The 21,736-nt window shown below is 63.7% G+C and carries 10 protein-coding genes; all 10 read right to left on the bottom strand.

Going from position 1 to position 21,736, the window contains the following annotated elements:
• Window positions 1–11: 11 nt before the first annotated feature.
• Window positions 12–9,359, bottom strand: coding sequence for an aminotransferase class III-fold pyridoxal phosphate-dependent enzyme (locus J3U87_RS33380; protein WP_237380289.1), 9,348 nt, complete (start codon window positions 9,357–9,359; stop codon window positions 12–14).
• Between the two features lie 315 nt (window positions 9,360–9,674).
• Entirely contained in the window at window positions 9,675–10,775 is a 1,101-nt protein-coding gene (locus tag J3U87_RS33375) for a hypothetical protein (RefSeq protein WP_237380287.1), read from the bottom strand.
• On the bottom strand, window positions 10,772–11,473 hold the full coding sequence (locus J3U87_RS33370; protein WP_237380285.1) for an ABC transporter ATP-binding protein: 702 nt from the start codon (window positions 11,471–11,473) through the stop codon (window positions 10,772–10,774). Before J3U87_RS33370 ends, J3U87_RS33375 begins: the two co-directional genes overlap by 4 nt.
• Window positions 11,474–11,483: 10 nt before the next feature.
• On the bottom strand, window positions 11,484–12,698 hold the full coding sequence (locus J3U87_RS33365) for an ABC transporter permease (RefSeq protein WP_237380283.1): 1,215 nt from the start codon (window positions 12,696–12,698) through the stop codon (window positions 11,484–11,486).
• Window positions 12,695–13,939, bottom strand: a complete 1,245-nt coding sequence (locus J3U87_RS33360) for an ABC transporter permease (RefSeq protein WP_237380282.1) — start codon at window positions 13,937–13,939, stop codon at window positions 12,695–12,697. The genes J3U87_RS33365 and J3U87_RS33360 overlap by 4 nt, the downstream gene beginning before the upstream one ends.
• 2 nt (window positions 13,940–13,941) lie before the next feature.
• Window positions 13,942–14,676: an outer membrane lipoprotein-sorting protein gene (locus J3U87_RS33355; RefSeq protein ID WP_237380280.1), complete on the bottom strand. Its 735-nt coding sequence runs from the start codon at window positions 14,674–14,676 to the stop codon at window positions 13,942–13,944.
• A gap of 1,409 nt (window positions 14,677–16,085) precedes the next feature.
• On the bottom strand, window positions 16,086–17,210 hold the full coding sequence (locus J3U87_RS33350) for a polyamine ABC transporter substrate-binding protein (RefSeq protein ID WP_237380278.1): 1,125 nt from the start codon (window positions 17,208–17,210) through the stop codon (window positions 16,086–16,088).
• Window positions 17,207–17,986 (bottom strand): ABC transporter permease, encoded by a 780-nt coding sequence (locus J3U87_RS33345; RefSeq protein WP_237380276.1) that lies wholly within the window; start codon window positions 17,984–17,986, stop codon window positions 17,207–17,209. Before J3U87_RS33345 ends, J3U87_RS33350 begins: the two co-directional genes overlap by 4 nt.
• Window positions 17,983–18,879: an ABC transporter permease gene (locus J3U87_RS33340; protein WP_237380274.1), complete on the bottom strand. Its 897-nt coding sequence runs from the start codon at window positions 18,877–18,879 to the stop codon at window positions 17,983–17,985. Before J3U87_RS33340 ends, J3U87_RS33345 begins: the two co-directional genes overlap by 4 nt.
• Window positions 18,876–20,000 (bottom strand): ABC transporter ATP-binding protein, encoded by a 1,125-nt coding sequence (locus tag J3U87_RS33335; protein WP_237380272.1) that lies wholly within the window; start codon window positions 19,998–20,000, stop codon window positions 18,876–18,878. The genes J3U87_RS33340 and J3U87_RS33335 overlap by 4 nt, the downstream gene beginning before the upstream one ends.
• Between the last annotated feature and the right edge of the window lie 1,736 nt (window positions 20,001–21,736).

Genomic DNA, 21,736 nt, shown 5'->3' with positions numbered 1-21,736 from the left:
GCGGGGGCCGCTCAGACCGAGGACGTTTCGAGGGCGGATGACGGGGTTCCAGCCGCGAAGGCCCCCGCCACGGGCGGTTCCGGTGGGGTTGGTTCCGCGACCGGCTCGCGCGGGGCCAGATAGCCGCCGAGTCGCAGGTCGCGCACGGTTTCCACGACCGCGGCCTCGATGCGCGTCAGGTGGTCGGATCTGTGGGCGGTGGAGAGGAAGTTGTTACCGATTTCGCTGATCATGATGCCCTTGTCGCGCAGGGCGTAGACGAACAGGCTTTGATCGATGGGGTTCAGGGCGCCGTTGGGCTCGAAGCGGAAGAGCGAGCCGAAGTAACGGACCAGCATGGGCACTCGCTCTTCGAGGAAGTGGCGGTTGAGGCGCTCGGCCAGGCCCGCGGTCGCCTGGTTGAGGCCCCACTGCAACGCCGGGCCCTCGCGATCGAGGTGCGCGAGGACCGCTTCGACGGCGGCCATGCCCAGGGTGTTTTGCGAGTGCGTACCGGCGAAGAAGGTGCGTTCCACGCTCGGGAAACTGTCGTCGCCGAACTGCCATGGGCCACCGTCGATGCCGTCCAGGAAGCGGGCCGAGCCGCCGATGGCGCCCTGGCCGATGCCGCCGCCCAGGACCTTGCCGTAGGTGCACAGATCGGCCCGTACCCCGAACCAGGCCTGGGCCCCGCCGGGATGGATGCGGAAGCCGGTGATCATTTCGTCGAAGATCAGAGCGCAGCCGACATCGCGGGTGAGGGTGCGCAGCTCGCGCAGAAAGTTGCCCGGGCGTTGTTGCAGCCCGCGCGATTGCATTGGTTCCACCAGGACGGCGGCCAGCCGGGGGCCGTGCTCCGCGATCCAGGCCAGAGAGGCTTCCTGGTTGTAGTCCAGGACCACGACGTCCTCGACCATCGAAGGTGGAATCGCCTCGGAAATCGGACGCGTGACCGCCTCGTCACCTTCGCCCAGCCCATAGGCCAGCACGCCGTCAGCGTGGCCGTGGTAGGAGTGGCTGAAAAGCACGATTTGATGGCGCTCGGTGACGTGGCGGGCCAGGCGGATCGCGGTCATCACCGCCTCGGTGCCCGACTGGGTGAAGACGGCGCGCTCGTGGCCGGTGAGTTTGCACAGCAGTTCGGCTGCCCGGGCGGCGGCTGGTGGCCGCAGGCCCAAGGCGAGGCCCCGGGTCACTTGGCGGTCCATGCCGGCAACCAGGAAGGGCGCGCCGTGCCCGAACAGATTGCAGCCGAAGTCCATGGCGATGTCGATGTACCTGTTGCCGTCGACGTCCCAGATCTCGGCGCCCTCGGCTCGGTCCAACACCAACGGGAAGCAAAGCTCCTTGAGCGTGGGGTGAAAGAAGGCGATGGCCCGCTGGTCGGCGTAGCGCGCGCGGAACGGCTGGGCCAAGCCCTTCGAGGTGGCGTTCTTGCGGCAATAGTGCTCGGTGAAGCGGGTGAGGAAGGCCCGCTTGCGATCCGACAGATCGGCTGCCGCCTTTTGGCTCCGGATGGAGGCCTCGTTCATGGGGCGGAAGGGACCGAAGTTGCGCGTCGGTGGGCTGTCGGCGGCGGTGGAATGGGCCTCGCCGGTGACCGGTTCCGGCGCGTTCTCCACCGTTGAAGCGTTCGAGGTCGAGATCTTCGCCGGTTTGCTGGCGGTGGGACCCTCGCCGGCCCAGTGGCGCTTCCGTTCGAACTGGGTGCCTGGCATGTGGATACGCCGCCCCCGTTCGGTAAGGGCCGTCCAGTCGACGTCGCTGCCGGCGCAGAAGGCCTCGGCCGCGGAGGTCAGGTCGTTTGGTTGGGCCGCGAACGACCTCGGTTCGTCGCGCGAGGCGCGCGCTCCGCTGTACCAGAGATGGGGATGGGCTGCATCCGGTGCGGCGAGGAAGGCCGCGATGGTCCGTGCCAAGCTCTCTTTGTCGGGCGCCAGGATGGCGAGGCGGACGCGCATCGGCTCACGCGCGAGGCGCAGGGTGTGGGCCATGTCGGCGGCGAGGACGGCACAACCCGGTTCGCACGCCATCCAACGCCGCACCTGTCGCAGCAGGTCCCCGAGGGCCGTCGCATTGCGGGCCGAAAAGACGAAGAGTTCGTCGCCGGGCGCCGCGGTTGGGATCGGCCGGTATTCCTCGTAGGATTCCAGGGCCACGTGGGCGTTGGCGCCGCCGAAGCCGAAGGAGCTGACACCGGCGCGCAGCACGGACTGGTTGCGGTCGGGTACTTCCGAGGGATGCCATGGGCGCGGTTTGTCGAGAATGAAGAAGGGTGAGTCGTCGATGCGGATGTTGGGATTGAGGCGGTGGTAGTGAATCGTGGCGGGAAGGCGGCGATCGCGCATCGCCAGCAGGATCTTGATGAAGCCGGCGATGCCGGCCGCGCCTTCCAGGTGGCCGATGTTGGATTTGATCGAGGAGAGGCCGCAGGTTCCTCGGGGGAGGGGCGTGCCTTGGTCCTCGGCCAATTGCGCGAAGGCCTTTTTGAGGCCGTTGATCTCGATCGGGTCGCCCAATTGGGTGCCGGTGCCGTGGACCTCGATGTGGCCGATCGTCTCTGGGGCGAATCGGGCCTGGCGGTAGGCTTCCACCAACAGGTCGGCCTGGGCGTTGGGGTTGGGCGCCGTGAGCGACTTGGCGTGCCCGCCGTGGTTGATGGCCGAGCCGCGAATGACGGCGTAGATCGGATCGCCGTCTCGCTGGGCCCGATCCAGGGGCTTGAGGACCACCACGCCCGCGCCCTCGCCGCGAACGTAGCCGTCGGCCGCGGCGTCGAAGGTCTTGCACTTGCCGTCGCGGGCCAGCATGTTGCCCGACTTGCTGAAGGCGATGAAGGCCGAGGGGCTGAGCAGGGCGTTGACGCCGCCGGCCAGGGCCGTGGTCGATTCGCCGGTTTGCAGGGAGCGCACGGCGCGGTGAATCGCCACCAGCGAACTGGAGCAGGCGGTGTCGACCGGCTCGCTGGGCCCCTTCAGGTTGAGCAGGTAGGAGATCCGGTTCGGCAGCAGGCAGTGGGCGTTGCCGGTAGGGGCGTGGGCGTCCACGCCGAGGCCCTGCTCGGCCAGGATTTCCGAGTAGTCGTTGGCGGTGATGCCCACGAACACGCCGGTGCGGCTGTGGGCCAGGTCGCGGGGCGCGATGCCGGCGTCCTCCAGCGCGCGCCAGGACAGTTCCAGGAAGATGCGGTGCTGGGGGTCCATCAGCGCGGCTTCGCGGGGCGATATCTTGAAGAACGCCGCGTCGAACTTGTCGATGTCGTCGATGAATCCGCCCCAGCGCGAGTGCAGCTTTTCGTCTTCCAGTTGGGCGTCGCCGAAGTAGGCGCGCCAATCGAAGCGGTCGCGCGGGATTTCGTCGACCAGGAAATCGCCTGCGAGAATCTTCTGCCACCAACGCTCCAGGTCGTTGTCGCCCGGGAAGATCGCGCTCATGCCGATGACCGCGATCGGGCGATCCAAGTCGACCCCATGGTGGTCGCCGGTGGACTTTTGCGGCGGGGATGGAAGGACGCGACCGGGCGGCTCGGGTGCGACGGTTCCCGATTGAGTGGGTGGGGTCTCGGAGGCCTCTTTCGGGTTGGTTGCGGCCATCGACGCGACCTCTGCCCAAACCCGCGCGACCACGTTGTCCAGGTGGGTTTCTTCCATTAATAAAGAAGGAGCGAGATCGAGGTTCCAGCGGTCGTTGACGCTGGCGGTCCAGGCGCTGCCGATCGTGAGGTCGAGGGCCAGGTCGCTCAATTCGGCGGCTGAATGCAGATCGCCGAGGGAAAGTCCGGTGGCTTCTCCGAGCATGGCCAGCAGGTGGTTGCGGAAGTCACCGGGGACTTCGGTGCTCGATCGCGGGCTGTGCTCCTGAATCGATCGAGACGCTTCCCGGGCGGTGGGGAGATCTGTAGGTTCTCGCGGGGGGATGTCCACTGAACCCGGTTCTCGTTCTGGGACCGAACCCGTTGTACGCGAGCCAAGGTCGTCATCGACCCGAGGGTGGCCGGTTGCTTCGCCCAGGCGGTCGGCGAGGAAGGCCGCCAGTGCCGCAATGGTCTCGTACTCGAAAAAGTCGGCGGGGGTCAGGTCGAGCTGCCAACGATCGTTGAGTCGATTGGCCAGGTCGGTCAAGGCCACCGAGTCGAAGCCGTAGTCGCTGAGGTCGCTGTGGTTGTCGATGTCTTCCGGCGGAATCTTCATCAGCCTGCCGATCTCGGTGACGAGCACGCCCGCGATCTCCTCGCCGAGACCTTCCTGCGCGACGGCCGAAGCGGCACTCCGTTCCTGGGTGTGATCGTCGATCGGTGGGCGATCTTCCGCGGATGTGGGGGGCTCGGCATGGGAGGGCATGGCTACTGCCGGTCCCAATTCATCGTGGAGGAAGCCCGCGAATTGGGCCAGGGTCTCGTACTCGAAGAAGGTCGCCGGCGTCAGGTCGCTGCCGTAGCGGTCGTTGATGCGGTTGGCGAGGTCGGTCAAGACGACCGAGTCCATGCCGAATTCGGAGAGGTCGCCGTGGGGATCGAGATCCTCGAGCGGAATCTTGGTGAGACGGCTGACCATGGCCACCAACTCGGTTTGGAGATTCGCCAGGCTCAGGCCCTCACCGCCCGGACTCGCCGATGGGCCCGAGCGGTGGCGAAGATCGGCGGTTTCGCCGTGATTCGCCGCGACCGATGCGTCAGGGGCTGCATTTTCTGCGGCTGTTTGGCCCTCACGCCAGAATTCGGGAAATCCGCCCTGCACGACCAGCCGCGTCGCTTCGCCCAAGAACGGTTGGAGGGCGTCTCGACGACGGGATCGAGCGGCGGGTGGCATCGACACCACCGCCTCGGCCGTCGTGTCGCCGCGCAGGATGTCGGCCAGCCGGGGGCCCATGCGCGCCAGCAGGCGAAGTGGGCCGCCCAGGTGGGGATATTTGTTGTAGAGTAGATGCGAATGCATGACCAGCCGATCCGGGTCGCCGAGACCCCCATCTCTTGCCAAGGACTTTGGCCTATCCTCCGCCGCCTGGTCCCTTGGCCGGCGTCCCGGATCGGACTGGTCACACAACTTTTGGAGCGCCGCAAACCAGCGCTCGTGCTCCGCCGCCACCCTTGCGGCGGCAACGATATTCGTTTCCGATGATTCGCTGCCCTCGTGGCTCGCTGCCAGCCGTGTCAGGGCGAGCGCGGCCCAGGCTCGCGCCAGATCGTCGAGCGCGGCCGATGCCGGATCGTCGCCTCCATCCCGACCCGCTTCGCCGGGATGCGCGCCCAGCGCCGCCGCGATGCGGGTGACGTCACCGCAGAAGAGCCCCAAGTGGGCGTGGTCGCTGGACAGCGCCAGACGCAGGGCCGCCAACCCGTCCTCCGTTTCCAGCGGGCGCATGCCGGCGGCCTGCTCCATGGTCGCGATGGTGCGCTCGGGGAGGCGCATGCCGCCGTGGCGCCAGAAAGGCCAGGAAATCGCGACCGTGGTACCGCGGCAGGTGCCGGACGCGGCCTGGAGATTGCGCCAATGGGCGAATTCGTCCATGAAGCGGTTGGCCGCGGCGTAATCGGTTTGGCCCGGATTGGCGATCATCGTGCCCGAGGATGAGAAAAGCGCGAGGAAGTCGAGCGGCGCGTCGGCCACGGCGCGATGCAGGGCGAGCGTGCCTTCGACTTTTGGCGCCAGGACCGCCTGAAAGTCGGCGTCGCTCTTTTTCGCGAGGTAGGCGTCGCGGGTGACGCCGGCGCAGTGGAAGACGCCTTGGATTTCCCCGAATGCGGCTCGGGCCTCGGAGAGGGCACGGGCGACCTCGGCCCCGTTGGTCATGTCGGCGGCGCAGAAACGCCAAGATCCGTTGGCGCGGGCCGATTCGTCGAACCAAGAGGTGGTCTCCGCGCTGGGTTGGTTGCGGCCGACGACCGCGACCCGCGCCTCGAATTCGCTCAGCAGGTGGCCGACCAGCGCGCGACCGATGCCGCCGGTCCCGCCGGTGACCAGGTAGGTGCCTCCGCGGCGCAGGCGCTCCGGAGTCCAGGTTGCCATGGTTTCGCGAGAGATCTGGTGAAGGTAGGTGACTTCGCGGCGGCCGTCCAGATAGCGAACCTCGGAGGCGTCGTCGCCGGCTTGGGGCAATTCGCGGATCAAGCGGGCGAGGTCCGCTCCTTGGGACGCGGTCGCGGTTGCCAGACGAACCAATCGGTAGTGGAAACGCGGCATTTCGGCGGTCAGGCAGCGCAGGAAGCCGTCGGCGGCCGCCAACACGGGCGTTTCGGCGGAGATCGCCACGACACACGACAACTCGCGCGGCTTCAGCCTGCGCAACCCGCGGAACAGGTGGAACAACCGGTTCAGGAATGGCGCCACCGCTTCCGGTTCGGCATCATGCGGCGCTTGGATCACCACCTGAATCCGTGTCCGGTTGGCCAGCCCGTAGGGTTTCAGGTCCTCTTCGATCGACTCCGCCCGATCGAGATCGATCGCGGCGGTGAGGCGCGCATCGCTGGGCTTCGATGCGGCCGGCCCAATCCAGACGAGCGGTGCTTCGGCAGGGGAATTCGGTGCGGGTGCGGTTCGCCAAGAGCGGCAGAAAAAGGCCAGATCGGGGTTGATGTCCTGGCCGGCGCGCGTCGATTGGGCGGTGATCCGGCGGATGCCGTAACCCTCGAACCGCGCCAAGAGTGTGCCGCTGGGATCGAACACGTCGATGTCGAAGCGCTTGATGTCGCTGCGCACGGGGACTGGGTAAAGGCGGGCCTTGAGTTCCGGGGTCAAGGGCGCGAAGCAGGTCAATCGTTCCAAGGCGAAAGGCAGGTAGAGTCCCTCGTCCTCGTTCGTTGCGGTACCGTCGTCCAGCAGGACGGCGGCCAGTTGCAGCAGGCCGTCGGCCAAGCCCGGGTGCAGTTCGAAGGCACCGAAATCGCCGGCCGCCGCACTGGGCAGGCGCAAATCGGCCCAGACTTCGTCGTTGCCACGAAGGAAGCGGCGCACGGTATGGAAGGTCTCGCCGCGTACCATGCCGGCCTCGGCTAGGGTCGCGTAGAATGCTTCGCCCGAGGTCCAGGCTTCCGCATCGCCGGCCGGAGGACGGTAGGGGCGGTTCGGTTTGTCCGAATCCCGGGTCAGGCGGCCCTGGGCGTGGATCATCGATCGACCGCCTTTGGAGGAGACCAGGCGGTAATCGAGTCCTTCGGGGTGTCGGTCCAGTTCGATTTCCAGTTCTACCGGATCGAGCCCCACTTGAAGTGGGCTGACCCAGGTGTGGCGGCGTACGGCATTCAGTTTCGCGGAGGGGGCCACGACCCGGGCGGCCTGGATCGCCATTTCGAGGTAGGCCACGCCGGGGAAGATCCGGGTGCCGTTCATGCGGTGATCGCTCAGGTAGAAGGCGTTGCGATCCAGATGCTTCGTGAAGCGGATCGCGTTCAGGTCGGAGCGGTTTTCATCCAGCAGGCTGCCCGGTTTCGGAGCTGCGTCGCGGATCTGTGTCGATTGGCCCGTGATCCAGTAGGAACGGCGGTGAAAGGGGTAGGTGGGCAGGGCCACCCGGCGAAACCGGCCCGCCGGATACAGGCGGGACCAGTCCAGTTCGGCGCCGGCCGCGTAGGCGCGGGCGACCTCGCCCATCAACCTCGCCGCCCGGTCTCCGTCGGCCAGTTCCGCTTCCAAGGAGGCGGCCTCCCATGGGATCAGTGGGTCTTCCGCGGGTTCCGTCGGTCCCTGGGCCGATCGCCAAAGTCGGGCCTCGTCCCCGTCGAGCGTGGTGTTCAGGCCGGCCAGCAGATCGGCCCGGTCCCGCGCGATCAGGGCCCAGCGGTGGCGGAAATGGGAGCGCCCGACGCCGGCGGTAAAGCAGATGTCGGCGATTTCCAGGTCGGGGTGGCGTTCCAGATGGTCCAGGAGCTGGCGGGCTCGCTCGGCCACCAGCTCCGGACGTTTGGCCGAGAGCGGCAGCAGCCACGCCGCTCGTTTGGGGCGATCGGCGTGGTCGGGAGCGGGCGGTTCTTCAATCACCATGTGACAGTTGGTGCCGCTCGCGCCGAACGAGCTGATCGCCGCGCGACGCGGCATTCCCGGCTGGGGCTGCCAAGGTTTCGATTCGCGAATCACGTAAAACGGGCTTTCGGAAAATTGGAAATGTCGGGTTTCGCGATCGACGTGCAGCGTCGGGAACATGCGCCGGCAGCGCAGGGCCATCACGACCTTGAGAAGCGAGGCGATGCCGGCCGCGGTCTGGGCGTGCCCGATATTCGACTTGACCGAGCCGATAGCGCAAAACTGGTTTTTGTCGGTAAATTGGCGGAAGGCGTTGTGCAGCGCGCGCAGCTCGATCGGGTCGCCCAGCGGCGTGCCGGTCCCGTGGGCTTCCACGTATTGGATGGTTTCCGGATCGACCCCGCACTGGCGGTAGACCTGGCCTTCGAGCTCGGTTTGGGAAGGGCCGCAGGGCGCCGCGATGCCGTTGGTGGTGCCGTCCTGATTGATGTGCGAAGCCCTGATGACCGCGTCGATGCGGTCGCCGTCCGCGAGGGCCCGGTCCAGGCGTTTCAACACCACCGCGCCGACCCCTTCCGCGAGCACCATGCCGTCGGCCCCGTCGTCGAAGGCGCGGCATCGCCCGGTGGGAGAGAGCATGCCGTTCTTGCTGAGCATCAGGTACAGGCTTTCGGTGTGGATCAGGCAGACCCCGCCGGCGATCATCATGTCGTTCTCGCCGGCGATCAGGCTCTTGCAGGCCAGGTGGGTGGCCACCAGCGATGAGGAACAGGCGGTGTCCAGGGTTAGCGCCGAGCCTTTGAGGTCCAGGAAATAGCAGATGCGGCTGGGCAACAGGCTGGGCGTGTTGCCGAAAAAGGTGTCCGAGGTGATTTCCACCCCGTATTGCTCCCACTTGCGGCCGAAATCGCCGCCGGCCGCGCCCACGAACACGCCGCAGCGTCGGCCCGCCAGGTCGCGATCGCTGTAGCCCGCGTCTTCCAGCGCCGACCACACCGTCTCCAGGAAGAGGCGCTGTTGCGGGTCCATGATCTCCGCTTCCTTGGGCGCGATGCGGAAGAAGAGCGGATCGAACTGGTCGATGTGCTCCAGGAAACCGCCCCACTTGGCGTAGGTTCGATTGGGTGCATCGGGGTTGGGATCATAGTAACGTGCCAGGGGCCAGCGGTCTCCGGGTACCTCGCCGATCGCATCGACGCCGCGATTCAGGTTGGCGGCGAATCGATCCAGGTCCGGGGCTCCGGGGAACCGTCCCGACATGCCGATGATCGCGATGTCGCCGACGGAGGCATCGCGGGCCGCGGCCGAAGCCGCCGCCGCTTCCAATCGTTCCAGTTCGGCGATCCATTCGAGACCGCGATCGAGGGACAGGTGTCCCCGCTCGATCTGGTCGACGAGGTGCCGACGGAGATAGTCCATGCTCATACTGGCTCCTGTGCCATGGGCAGGTGTGGGGTGGTTTTGTTGAGTTTTTTGAAATGGAAAATTTTTTAAATTAAAGAATTAACGTGCGTTCATTGATTATTTGAAAATGGATATAGCGATCCCCGCCGCTCGCGATTTGGGGAGCGATAGAAAGGAAGGCCGGGTGTGATGGTGATTTATGAGCATAAAAGATCGGCGTTGATGGCGTGGCGGTTCGTCGCGTCACCGATCATGGGGTTTTGAAAGGGGATAGGTGAATCAGGCGCGGGCGTCGGCTCGCGGGCCATGGCCCCGCGTGATGGATCGGGGCGAACGTTAGAACGAGTATTTCACCTCCAGGAACAGGCCTTCGGAGAAGCGCCCGAATTCCGACTCGGTGGGTCCGTGGGATCGGTAGAGGCCCAAGCGCAGCACCGCGACCTGACTGACATCCCAGTCGAAGTTGGCGAAGGCGAAATGGGAGTCGCGATCCCAGTCTTGGAAGAAGCTCAGGGATCCCAGGACCAAGGGGTGGAATTCGTAGCTCACGAGAAAGGCGGAATGGAGTCGGGCGCGCAGGATGCTTTCGCCGCGGGCGAAGTCGCTTTCGGGGTCGGGATCGATGGCGAACTGACCGGCCTCGCGCAGGCCGTTGCGGTTGAAGCTGGTCTCGAGGGTCAGGTCCAGCTTGGTGCCGAAGCGGCGGCTCATGCCGGCCGCGGTTCGCAAGGTGTTGCGTCGGTCGGGCTCCTCGCGCCACATGCCTTCCTGGTAGAGGGTGGCGCCGAACAGGTCGCCGGCCATGTCCCAGAGCAGAAAGGTGCGGTCGTCGTTGCGGCCAAGACCGAGCGTGTAGTCGAAGCCGGTGGGAACGGCGTGTACTGTGCCCAGTTGGATGCCGGACCCTTCCTCGGCCGCGACCGCCAGGAATTCGGTCTCGATCGTCGGGTTGACGGTGTAGGTCCAGCGCGCGGCGTCGGCCCCTGGCTTGTAGGTGGTGCTGAGTGCATAGGTGGAAATGGGCATGAAGATATCGGCCGGATTGAGCAGGCGGCCGTTGCCGAAGCCGATCGCCTGGCGGCCGAGGCGCAACCGATGGCGGTCGCCGTTGTAGACGACTTGGAGCCGGTCGAGCTGCTGCTGGATCAGGTATTCGTGTTTGCGTTCGATATCCCGGTTGAAATCGTCCAGGCGCAGGAAGCGGGGGCTCGGCACGCTGGCCAGCTCGTCCTGGTACTGGCTGTAGAGTTCTACGCCGGCGTGCCACTGCCAGCGCTCGCTCAGGTCGCCCTCCAGGCGCAGGCGCAGGCGGGTGCTGACGGCGGTATGGCCATAGGGATCGGGCACTTCGTCCACATAGGAACCGAAGCTCTCCCATTGGCCGCTCAGCCACAGGCCGTCGCCACTCCACAAGCAGGTCAGCAGCAGGAGCGTCATACGAGGACCTCCGCCGCCTCTTCCTCCAGCTTGCCGTCGCAGATGCGGATCATGCGCGACGACCGCTTCATGATGCGCGGGTCGTGGGTGGAAAAGACGAAGGTGGTGCCCTGCTCGCGATTGATGCGTTCCATCATGTCGATCAGGGCGATCGCGGTTTTGGAGTCGAGGTTGGCGGTCGGTTCGTCGGCCAGGATCAGGGCCGGCCGCGACGCGATCGCCCGCGCCACCGCGACCCGCTGTTGCTGGCCACCGGAAAGCTCCTGCGGGAACCGGTCTTCCTTGCCTTCCAGCTCCACCTCGGCCAGCACCTCGAGCGCGCGCTGCCGTCTGCTCGCGGTGTCCTGGCCCTGCAGCATCATCACGTATTCCACGTTCTCCGCGACGGTCAGCACCGGGATCAGGTTGTAGGCCTGAAAGATGAAGCCGATGTGGTCGCGCCGGATGCGGGCGCGTTCGGTTCGGGAAAGACCCTCGATGTCGCGTCCCTCCAGGCGGATGCGGCCGTCGGTGGGTTCGTCGAGCATGCCCAACAGGTTCAACAAGGTCGATTTGCCGGAGCCCGAGGGACCGGCGATCGCCAGGAACTCGCCGGCTTCCACCTGCATCGTGACCCCATCGACCGCTTTGACACAGCCGCCCTTGGTTTCGTAATGGCGTTTGACGTCGATCGTTTTGGCTACGATTTCTCGTTGCATGGTTCACCTCTCACATGGATGCCTGCAGGATCTCGACGGGATCCATGCGACGCAGTCGGTTGACGGACCAGTAGCTGATCAGCGGTGTCAGTACCCAGAAGGTCAGGGCCTGACCGAAGGAAAAGGCCAGATCGGTGCGCGGGTAGAGCGGTTCGTCCAAGGCGAAGCCCATGACCTCGACACCGGTGAGGGTGATGCCGGTTTGGGCGCAGGCCAAGGTGATCAGCAGGCCCAGGACCAAGCCGGCCACGGAACCCAGGCCGCCGAGCAGGAAGTACTCGCTGACGATGCCGCCCACCAGTTGGCGGTCGGAGGTGCCCAGCGCCATCAGGATGCCGAATTCGCGGTGGCGTTCCATCAGCGACATGTTCATGGTGTTGGCGATGCTGAGGGCGACGAGCAGGAAGACGACCACGAAGGAGAACCAGAGGTAGCCGGATTGGAGGTTGTAGGCTTGGGCCATGCCGGGGATCAGTTCCTGCCAGGTGCTGAAGACCAGGTCGTCGCGGGGCAGGCTCGGCGTGGTGGGCGGGACTTCGCCCGTCGTGTGCCAGGTGAGCGCCACTTCGTGGGCCGCGTTCTGGAGGCCGGCCAGTTTCTCCGCGGTCGGGAGCGTGACGATCACGCTCCCTTCGTCGACCTTCGGGTTCTGGGTCCACAGGATACCGTGCACCCGCAGCAACACGCTGTTGAGGTCGCCGGTGCGGAGGTCGGCGACGGTGACGACCAGCTTCGAATCGACACCGATCTCCAGTTTTTCGGCCAGGCGCTTGCCGATCAGGGCGCCGCCGTCGTCCGTCAGGTACCGGCCCTGCCAGATGCGGTCCTTCCAGGAGGTGACCATCGCTTCCCGTTCTGGGTCCACGCCCATGAGCCGGACCGATTGCGAGCGGTCGCCCATCGCGGCCAGGGCCGGCGCGTAGATGCGGGCGCTTGCGCCTTTGACCTGGGGTTGCCGTTCGAGGGCCGAGATCAACGCATCGCGGTCGCGCAAGAAGCGCTCGGGGTCTTGGGTTCGCCGGTATTCGGCGAGATGGACCTGGGCCTGGCCCACCAGGGAGGAGGTCGCGACGCGAATGATGCGGTCCCACATGCCGCTCATCAGGTTGCCGAAGAAGATCAGCATGGCGAGCGTCAGGACGAGTGCCGACAACGTCAGCAGGGTGCGTCGCGGGCGGCGCCATAAATTGCGCCATGCCAGGCGGAACGTCATTTGGTCCGTCATGCCGAGGCCCCCCGAATCGCGTCGACCGGCGAGAGGCGGGTCGCTTTGTAGGCGGGCACCAGTCCCGCGAGGATGCCGCTCACGGCGATCGCCAGGGGGTAGATCAGGGCCGATGTCAGGCTGTTGCGGGCGGAGAGATGGTCGAGCACCATGCCGCCGTAGGTGAAGGACTCGTCGCCCAAGGGAATGCCGGATGCGCCGATCAGGAGGTTGAGCCCCATGCCGACCAGGGTGCCGGCCAGGACGCCGATCACCGCGAGCCAGCTCACTTCCGCGAGGGTGAAGGCGATGATGTGGCCGGGCGTGGTTCCGATCGCTTGAAGTACGCCGATCTCTCGGATCCGCTCGAGGATGGCCATCATCATCGTGTTGCTGCAGCCCAACAGGACCACGAGCAGGATGATCATCACGAAGAGCGAGAGGCCTTCGCGGTCGGCGGCGATGGCGCGATCCAGTTCCGGCATCAATTCCTGCCAGGGCATGACCGACAGGGCGCCGTCCTGTATGGGCAGGTTCACGCCGCCGGCGAGGGATCGACGTGCCGCCATGCGGCCCACCAGGCGATGGACCCGCGTGCCCAGTTCCAGGAACTCGCCGGCGATCGCGATCGGGGTGCAGGCGATCGTGCGATCCAATTCGTCGTTTCCGCTGTCCAGAATGCCGACGACCTCGAACCAATCGGCGGCGGTCGAACCGTCGGCGGCGGCCGTGATCACCGCGAGCCGTTCACCGAGGCCGGCATCCAGTCGTTTCGCCAAGCCCGAGCCGAGCACGATCGGCGCGATCTCCGTATCGTCCCAACTGGTGCCTGGCTTCCACCAAGCGCCTTCGCTCAGTTGTTTCTCGAAACTGGTCACCCGGAATTCGCGGTGGAGATCGATACCCAGGAGGGAGCCGCCCACCGTGGCGTTGTCGCGGGACAGCAAGGCCGCCGATTCGATGCGCGGTGCCAGCGCGGCGATGCCCGCGACCTCGGCGCGCAGTGCCTCGGCCGCCGCATCGGGATCGTCGATCGTTTTGAAAAGCGAGGGTTTTTTGTCGTAGTTCTCCGCCAGGACCTGAAAATCACCGACCCAGGTGCGGGTCGCCAAGCGGATCATGTCGTCGTAGGTGCCGTCGGCAACGCCCAGCGAGACCACCACGAACATGGTGCCGAAAAAGAACATGCTTCCGGTCAACATACTTCGGCCGCGGCGGCGCCTCAGGTTGCGCCACCCGACCAAAAGAGCCGTGTACCACATACCTAGATTCCTTTGCGCAACTTGCCCGTCGTAAAAAATGTTTCCTTCAGGTCCACGTCGAATTTCAGTTCGCGGTATTCCAGGCGTGTGGACTGGCCGTCCTTCTTGATGGGGTCCATCGTCAGGGTCGTGGGAATCAGGCGCCCGTCCACTTCTTTCACATCGCTGTAAGTCAGGACGCGTACCTTTTCTTCCTTTTCGTCGAAGTACGACTGCGTCGTGGGTAGGCCGTTGGTCTCGTCGAAGACCACTTCGATGCGTGACCAGGTCACCGCCACGTTTTCCTTGGGGCGGTAGATGACCGTGACCCTGCCCGGCTCGGCCTGACCGAGGCGTGCGTCGAAGTCTTCGGACCAACTGGAGTCGCGGACGATGTCGTCATTGGTGAAGTCGCCGCCCATCCACGAACTCATCATCATCGAAGGCGGAATGCGGACCAGCTTGTCGATCTTGCGCAGGTAGTTCCACATTTCGTTGCCGCGCTTCAAGCTGCCGTTGCCGCGTTCCTTTCGCGGAGATCGAAGGCGGACCAGGGTGTGGTCGAGGCCCAGGGTCCACATGTCCATCTGTAGTGTTCGCTCGTAGTGGGGCGTCACGATGGTCATCACCAGGGTGCCCTGGGTGCTCTTGCCGCGATAGAGGTTGTCGAGAACCTGACCGTAGTGGTCGAGGGAAGGTTCGGTGGGAGAGGGGAAAAGGGCCAGGAACGAGACCAGGAAGATCGAATAGGTGATCATATGAGCTCCGGGAAAAAATCGAAAATCAAAAAAATAACGAAGGAGGTCAAGAGAGAATGAGCACAGATTCAGATCGAGGACGATTGACGGCCATTCGGGCTAATTTTTGTGTGCCTGGGACTGAGGAGCCCGACTTAGGTGGAAATAAACCGTAAGAAAGGCGCGATGTCAAACAAAAATGACGTGATGTTTTATATTTTCCTGAAATGCGTTGTTTGCATAGATAGCTCAAAAATGGGAGTCCCATATGTATATGATTTTTGATATTTGTTTGGGGAATAGGTGTAAATGCAGCGAGTTTTGTGACTTTCGAGACGAAAAATCAATTTTTTACGGAATTTTGACAAAAAATATATAAGTGACAACCTCTGTCGGGCTCTTTTTTGGGGCGTGCAACTCGTTTGGTTTCGTGTATTTTTTACACGCGAGAAATGATGCTCGGAACTTGAGCATGACTTGCTAACACGATGAAAACGAGAAAGAAGCGAGGCGAACTCGAATTCCGTTCGAAACCGGTTGGGCGATGGGCCGATCGGCACACACCTGTTTTGTTTGTGGCACGCGAGCCGAATTGGTTTCGTTCGGAATTCGTTTTTTGGATAATTTAAGTTAAATTGCTAAAATTGGAAAAAATGCCGTCAATGAAATTGAACTACTGTTCACGTAACTTGTTCTGTTTTTCGAAATAGGAATTACCTTTCCGAGTTTCCTGAATCGGGCGTCCTGGTACAGAGTCGCCGCCCAGGCCGGGGGCCGGAATGCCGGACCACGGAATGCCGGTGGTCGGTATGCCGAACCACCGGCACACCGGCCACCGGGTTTCAGGTGGGTAACTAATCGAAGCGAATCGTTTGGGAGTTCCCGCATTTGTGAGAGGGGCGACGTTGCAGTAGGTGCCGGGCCATACCGGCCGTACCCGCCCAGGGCGCCGGGCCGACATTTTTCGACGAACTCCCCGCACATCCGCCTTTTTTTGTTTTTATCTTTACCTTCGAATGTTACAGGGTTTGCTGCATAAGAGCCGCGCACCAGCGGGCACACCCAACTCGATTTCGAGAAAGAAACACTATATCTGGATTCTGGCGAAGGGCCATGGGTCGTTCATCCGAAGAATTTAGCAGGAACCGAGGAACATCGGAAACCAGGAAAGAATCCGCATTTGGTGTCACATCATGGTCCTGCTTTTCCTGGTTTCCATCATTCCTACCTTCCTGATCCAGATTTGACGACGGCAAGACCCAGCTCAGGTTGAATACACCACTTTGTTTCAAGAGGAGAAGCGTTCGATCCTGTACCGGACGTCAGGGCGCACTTCGACTTCCTGGCCTGTTCATCCGGATTCGTGTTTGGTTCGCTCCTGGTGGGACTTGGGCGAGGGTTGCGGGACGGTGTCGTTGTCGAGGCGGATTTCAGCGGGCGGCTTTGATCTCGTCCCAAATCTTCACGTACTTTTCGTTGTCCTTGCCCAGGTCCTCGATGAATTCGGCACGTGCCAGGACCTCTTCCGGTGGAAAAATCGCCGGGTTCTGGCGGAGCTCGGCCGGGAGTAGCGGGTAACTGCCCGTGTTGGGGCACAGGAACCGCACGGTTTGGGTATTTTTGGCCGCCACTTCCGGTGTGTGCAGGAAATTAATGAACCTGTGGGCCAGCTTGGGTGCCTTGGCCTTCGACGCGATGACCAGCAGATCGCAGGTCAGCGGGAACCCTTCCTTGGGGAGGAAGAAGGTCACGTCCGGATTTTCTACCTGGACCTGCAGCACATCGCCGCTGTAGCCGTGCACCAACTGGAACTCGGCCGAGGCCAGACCGTGGTGGTATTGCGCGTTTTCGAACTTGGCCAGATGGCGTTTCCAGCCGATGACCGTGTCGCGGGCCTGGGCCAAGGCCGTGTCGTCCAAACTGTTGAGGCTGTGGCCGTTGAGTTTCAGTGCGGCGCCGATGGTCTCGCGCGGGTCGTCGAGCAGGGTCATGACCCCTTTCAGGTCCTGGCGCGCGAACACGTTCCACGAGGGTGCCAGGTCACCCACCATGCTGCGCAGGTAACCGACTCCGGTGTAGCTCATCATGTAGGGCACGCTGTGCTTCATCTCGTGATCCGGCAGGAGCTTGCGATAATTGGGGTCGATGTGTTCCCGGTGGGGGATGGCCGAGGGGTCCAGTGGCTGCACCAGGTTTTCCTTTACCAGGAGTGGAAGGATATAGCTGGAGGGGACCAGCACGTCGTAGCCACCGCCGCCGGCCTTCAGCTTGGCGTACATCGCCTCGTTGGAATCGAAGTAGTCCAGCACGACCCGGCATTGGTTTTCCCGTTCGAAACGCGTGACCAGGTCGCCGTCCAGGTAGTCGGACCAGATATAGACGTGGAGCACGTCGGGCTCGCCGTTCGCAGGAGCTTCGGATGGGGTGGTGGCGGTGCCGGAATCGGGTGGGGGCGCAGAGGTGCCGCATCCCAGCACGATCAGCGAAAGCAGCAACGCGGTGAGCTGCGCCAAACGTCGTGCACGGGAGGGAGGTGACGGAATAGGCTGGATCATGTTCGGGGTACCTCTTTGGTAAAGCGTTGTGCCACGGCGATCACGGCTGCGGTGAAGACGATCAGCAGGGTGGAGAGCGCGTTGATGAGTGGGGGAGATCCGTGTTTGATCATACTGTAGATGCGCAGGGGTAAGGTGGTCGAACCGGGTCCGCTCACGAAAAAAGTGATCACGAAATCGTCCATCGAGAGCGTGAAGGCCAGCAGCCCGCCGGAGACCATCGCGGGCACCAATCGAGGAAGCAGGACCAGGCGGGCCGCCTGCCACGGTGTCGCCCCCAGGTCGCGGGCCGCTTCGATGCTGGTGAAGTCGAAGGTCTGCAGGCGGCCAAGCACGACCATGCACACGTAACTCACGCAAAAGCTGGTGTGTGCGGCGACGATGGTGAGGACGCCGAGGGGTACCTGGAGAAGCACGAAGAACAGCAACAGGCTGATGCCCATCAAGATATCGGGCACCGCCAGCGGCAGGTACAGCAGCGAGAAATGGAGGCCGCGCAGACGGTAGCGGGCCCGGTGCAGGGCCAGGGCGCCGCTGACCCCCAAGATCAGGGAGAGCAGGGTCGCCGCGAGTCCGATGGCCACGCTGTAACCCAAGGCTCGCCAAATTTCGTCGTCGCGGAACAAACGTTCGTACCATTTGAACGAAAAGCCCAGCCAGCGACCGCCGTAGCGCGAGGCGTTGAACGAGTAGGCGATGAGCACCGCGACCGGCAAGTGCAGAAAGAGCAGTACCAGCCAGGTCGTGGTCGCGGTCCAGGAGAAGCGCTTGATCACCGGGCGCCTCCCGCCGGTTCGTTCGGTTCGGATGCGGGGTTCGAGGGTCCCTTCGGGTCGGTGCCTTTGCGCGTCCAGGCCATGCGTGCCCACATCGGCAGCAGCACGACCAGCATCAGGCAGGAGCCCAGGGCCGCCGCCAGCGGCAGGTTTCGGTCGATGAAGGCGCGTTGGGCGATTTTGTTGCCGATCATTTCGGCGTGGACGCCGCCGACCAGTTCGGGAATGACGTAGGAGCCCAGGGCGGGGACGAACACCATCAGCACGGCCACGCCGATGCCGTGCGCCACGTTGGGAAGGAACACGCGCACGAAGGCGGTGAGGGCGTTGGCGCCCAGGTCGCGGGCCGCATCGAGCAAGCCGAAATCGAAGCGATCGGCGGCGGCGTAAAGCGGCAGGATGGCGAAGGGCAGGTAGGTGTAGACCAGGACCAGCAGGACGGCACCGGGATTGTAGAGTAGCGGTTGGTTGGGCGCGATGAGGCTGGTGGCGTCGAGCAATTGCTTGAGCAGGCCCTGGGGGTGCAGCAGCGTTTTCCAGGCGAAGACCCGAACGAGGAAGTTCGTCCAGGAGGGGAGGATCACGGCGATCAGCAGCAGGCGCCGGCGTCGCGGCGCGCACCTGGCCAGATAATAGGCCACCGGCAGGGCGAGGGTGATGCAGATCGCGGTGGTGGCCGAGCTCAGCCAGAGGGTGCGCCAGGCGATCGCGAGGTAGATCGGGTCCCACAGCATGTGCCAGGCCGCGAGCGACCAGCCCTCGCCGAAGCCACCGGTCACCGTCGCCGGTTTGAAGGACAGTCCCAAAATGATGAAGGTGGGCGCGGCAAAAAAGACCGTGAGCCAGGCGAGTGAGGGCAGGGCCAGCCAGCCTTGGCGATTCGTGGGGCTCACGGGGTGGCCCCTTCGTTGGGGGGCGGTGTGGTGTGGGGCGCGTTGGGCAGCGGGCGACAGTGTCGGTGATCGAACGTCAGCCAGAGGTCGTCACCGATCGACGGGAGGAAGCGCGCCTCGCCTGGACCACCGTGGTGTTGCAGGGCGATCCAGTCGCGATCGGCCGCCGCCACCACGAATTGGGTGTGGGTGCCCAGGTAGATCGCGTCGCGCACCGTTCCGAGTAATGCTTCGCGGCCTGGCTCGGCCGGGGGTTCCGCGGTGCACAGTGTCAGGTGTTCGGGTCGCAGGCACAGCGTGGCTGCCGTGCCGGTGGTCATCCAGGGTTCCGTTTGGTGAATGGGGATGCGCGGTCCGGCCTCGGTGGCGAGGTGGAGACCCGAATCTCCGGCGTTCAGGACTCCGTTCAGCAGGTTGGCGTCACCGATGAAGGCGGCCACGCATCGGTTGGCTGGTCGGTCGTAGATCTCGCGTGGGGTGCCCGATTGGAGGATGCGGCCATCCGCCATGACGGCCACGCGGTGGCTGATGCTCATGGCTTCGGTCTGGTCGTGGGTGACGAACACGAAGGTGACGCCGATTTCGCGTTGGAGTCGTTCCAGTTCCAGGAGCATGCGGCGGCGGAGTTGCAGGTCGAGGGCGGCGAAGGGTTCGTCCAGTAGGAGGATGCGGGGCTTGAGGATCAGCGCGCGAGCCAGGGCGACCCGTTGTTTTTGGCCGCCGCTGAGGGTGTCCGGCTTGTGATCGGCGTGGCTTTCCAGTTGGACCAGGTGCAGCAGGCGATCTGTTTCGTCGGCGATGCGTGCTTTGGTCCATCCGGCCAGGCGCGGGCCGAAGGCGATGTTGCGGCGAACATTCAGGTGGGGGAAGAGTGCGTAGTTCTGGAAGATCGTGTTGAGGGCGCGTCGGTTGGGCGGGAGCTCGGTGATGTCCTCATCGGCGAGGAGGATGCGTCCCGCGTCCGGGCTTTCGAATCCGGCGGCCATGCGCAGGAGGGTGGTTTTGCCGCAGCCGCTCGGGCCCAGGAGCGAAAAGATCTCGCCGTGGCCGATGGTGAGGGAGACGCGGTCAACTGCGGCGCGTGGCCCGAAGCGCTTGGTCACGGATTGAAATTGCAGCATGGGGGCTCCAACGGGTAAGAGCGGGTGCTCACCTGGCGAGGGTGGGAATCGGGTGTGTCGCACAATTTGAAGAAGGCTCACATCATAGCCAAACCGCCGCGCCCTGACAACCGTGCCTCGGGGGCCGGGCTGTCGGACGCCCCCGCGGTACGAAGATCTCAACCATGCCTCGGGGAGACAGGCTGTCGGACGCCCCCGTGGCACGAAGATCGGTGTGCGACATGGGAGCCCCGTCGATGCAAGCGGTGCCGCCACCGCTGATTGATGCGTTGGTTGCTTGTGATGTGGTTCCAACAAAACAGGTTGTGTGTGCCTGTCCCCACATTTGCGTCAGACGACAAAACAGGTTGTGTGTGCCTGTCCCCGCATTTCCCCCGCATTTGCGTCAGACGATGCAAGCGGTGCCGCCACCGCTGATTGACAGGTTGTGTGTGCCTGTCCCCGCATTTGCGTCAAACGATGCAAGCGGTGCCGCCACCGCTGATTGATGCGTTGGTTGCTTGTGATGTGGTTCCAACAAAACAGGTTGTGTGTGCCTGTCCCCGCATTTGCGTCAGACGATGCAAGCGGTGCCGCCACCGCTGATTGATGCGTTGGTTGCTTGTGATGTGGTTCCAATAAAACAGGTTGTGTGTGCCTGTCCCCCATCCGGCCTTGTGTGCCTGTCCCCGCTCCGGCTCCAGCTTATCAGCCTCTGGCCTAATGCTTCCCAGCTCATTCGACCTCGAATGACGTGGGGTGGGAGAGGGACGTCGAGCCCATTAGGGGCGACTCCCCCGCCTTTGCGTCAGACGATGCAAGCGGCGTTGGTTGCTTGTGATGTGGTTCCAACAAAACAGGTTGTGTGTGCCTGTCCCCGCATTTGCGTCAGACGATGCAAGCGGTGCCGCCACCGCTGATTGACAGGTTGTGTGTGCCTGTCCCCGCATTTGTGTCAGACGATGCAAGCGGGGTTGTATGTGCCTGTCCCCCCGCATTTGCCCGCAATTGCGTCAGACGATGCAAGCGGCGTTGGTTGCTTGTGATGTGGTTCCAACAAAACAGGTTGTGTGTGCTTGTCCCCACATTTCCCACATTTGCCCGCATTTGCGTCAGGGTTGTGTGTGCCTGTCCCCCCGCATTCCTCATAGGTGAGGGTCTCCGAAGGTTGTGTGTGCCTGTCCCCGCATTTCCCTGTCCCCGCATTTGCGTCAGACGATGCAAGCGGGGTTGTGTGTGCCTGTCCCCCCGCATTTGCCCGCAATTGCGTCAGACGATGCAAGCGGCGTTGGTTGCTTGTGAAGGTTGTGTGTGCCTGTCCCCGCATTTGCGTCAGACGATGCAAGCGGTGCCGCCACCGCTGATTGATGCGTTGGTTGCTTGTGATGTGGTTCCAACAAAACAGGTTGTGTGTGCCTGTCCCCACATTTGCCCACATTTGCCCGCATTTGCGTCAGGGTTGTGAGTGCCTGTCCCCCCGCATTCCTCATAGGTGAGGGTCTCCGAAAAGAGTCATGTTCAAACCTACCAAAAACTCCCAGGCTCGAAGGCAATCAAAAAGCTGGGAACGGTTCCAACTAGTTTCGCGGTTCGAAAGGTAAACGGTGGCTGGGTACAAAGTAATTCAAATGAAGCGTTTGTGTGTGCCTGCCCCCGCTCCGGCTCCTGTCCCCGCTCCGGCTCCAGCTTATCAGCCTCTGGCCTAATGCCTCCCTGCTCATTCGACCTCGAATGACGTGGGGTGGGAGAGGGACGTC

The organism is Sulfidibacter corallicola, assembly GCF_017498545.1.
GTDB classification, from domain to species: Bacteria; Acidobacteriota; Holophagae; order Acanthopleuribacterales; family Acanthopleuribacteraceae; genus Sulfidibacter; species Sulfidibacter corallicola.
This window is presented reverse-complemented; position numbering and strand designations above follow the sequence as displayed.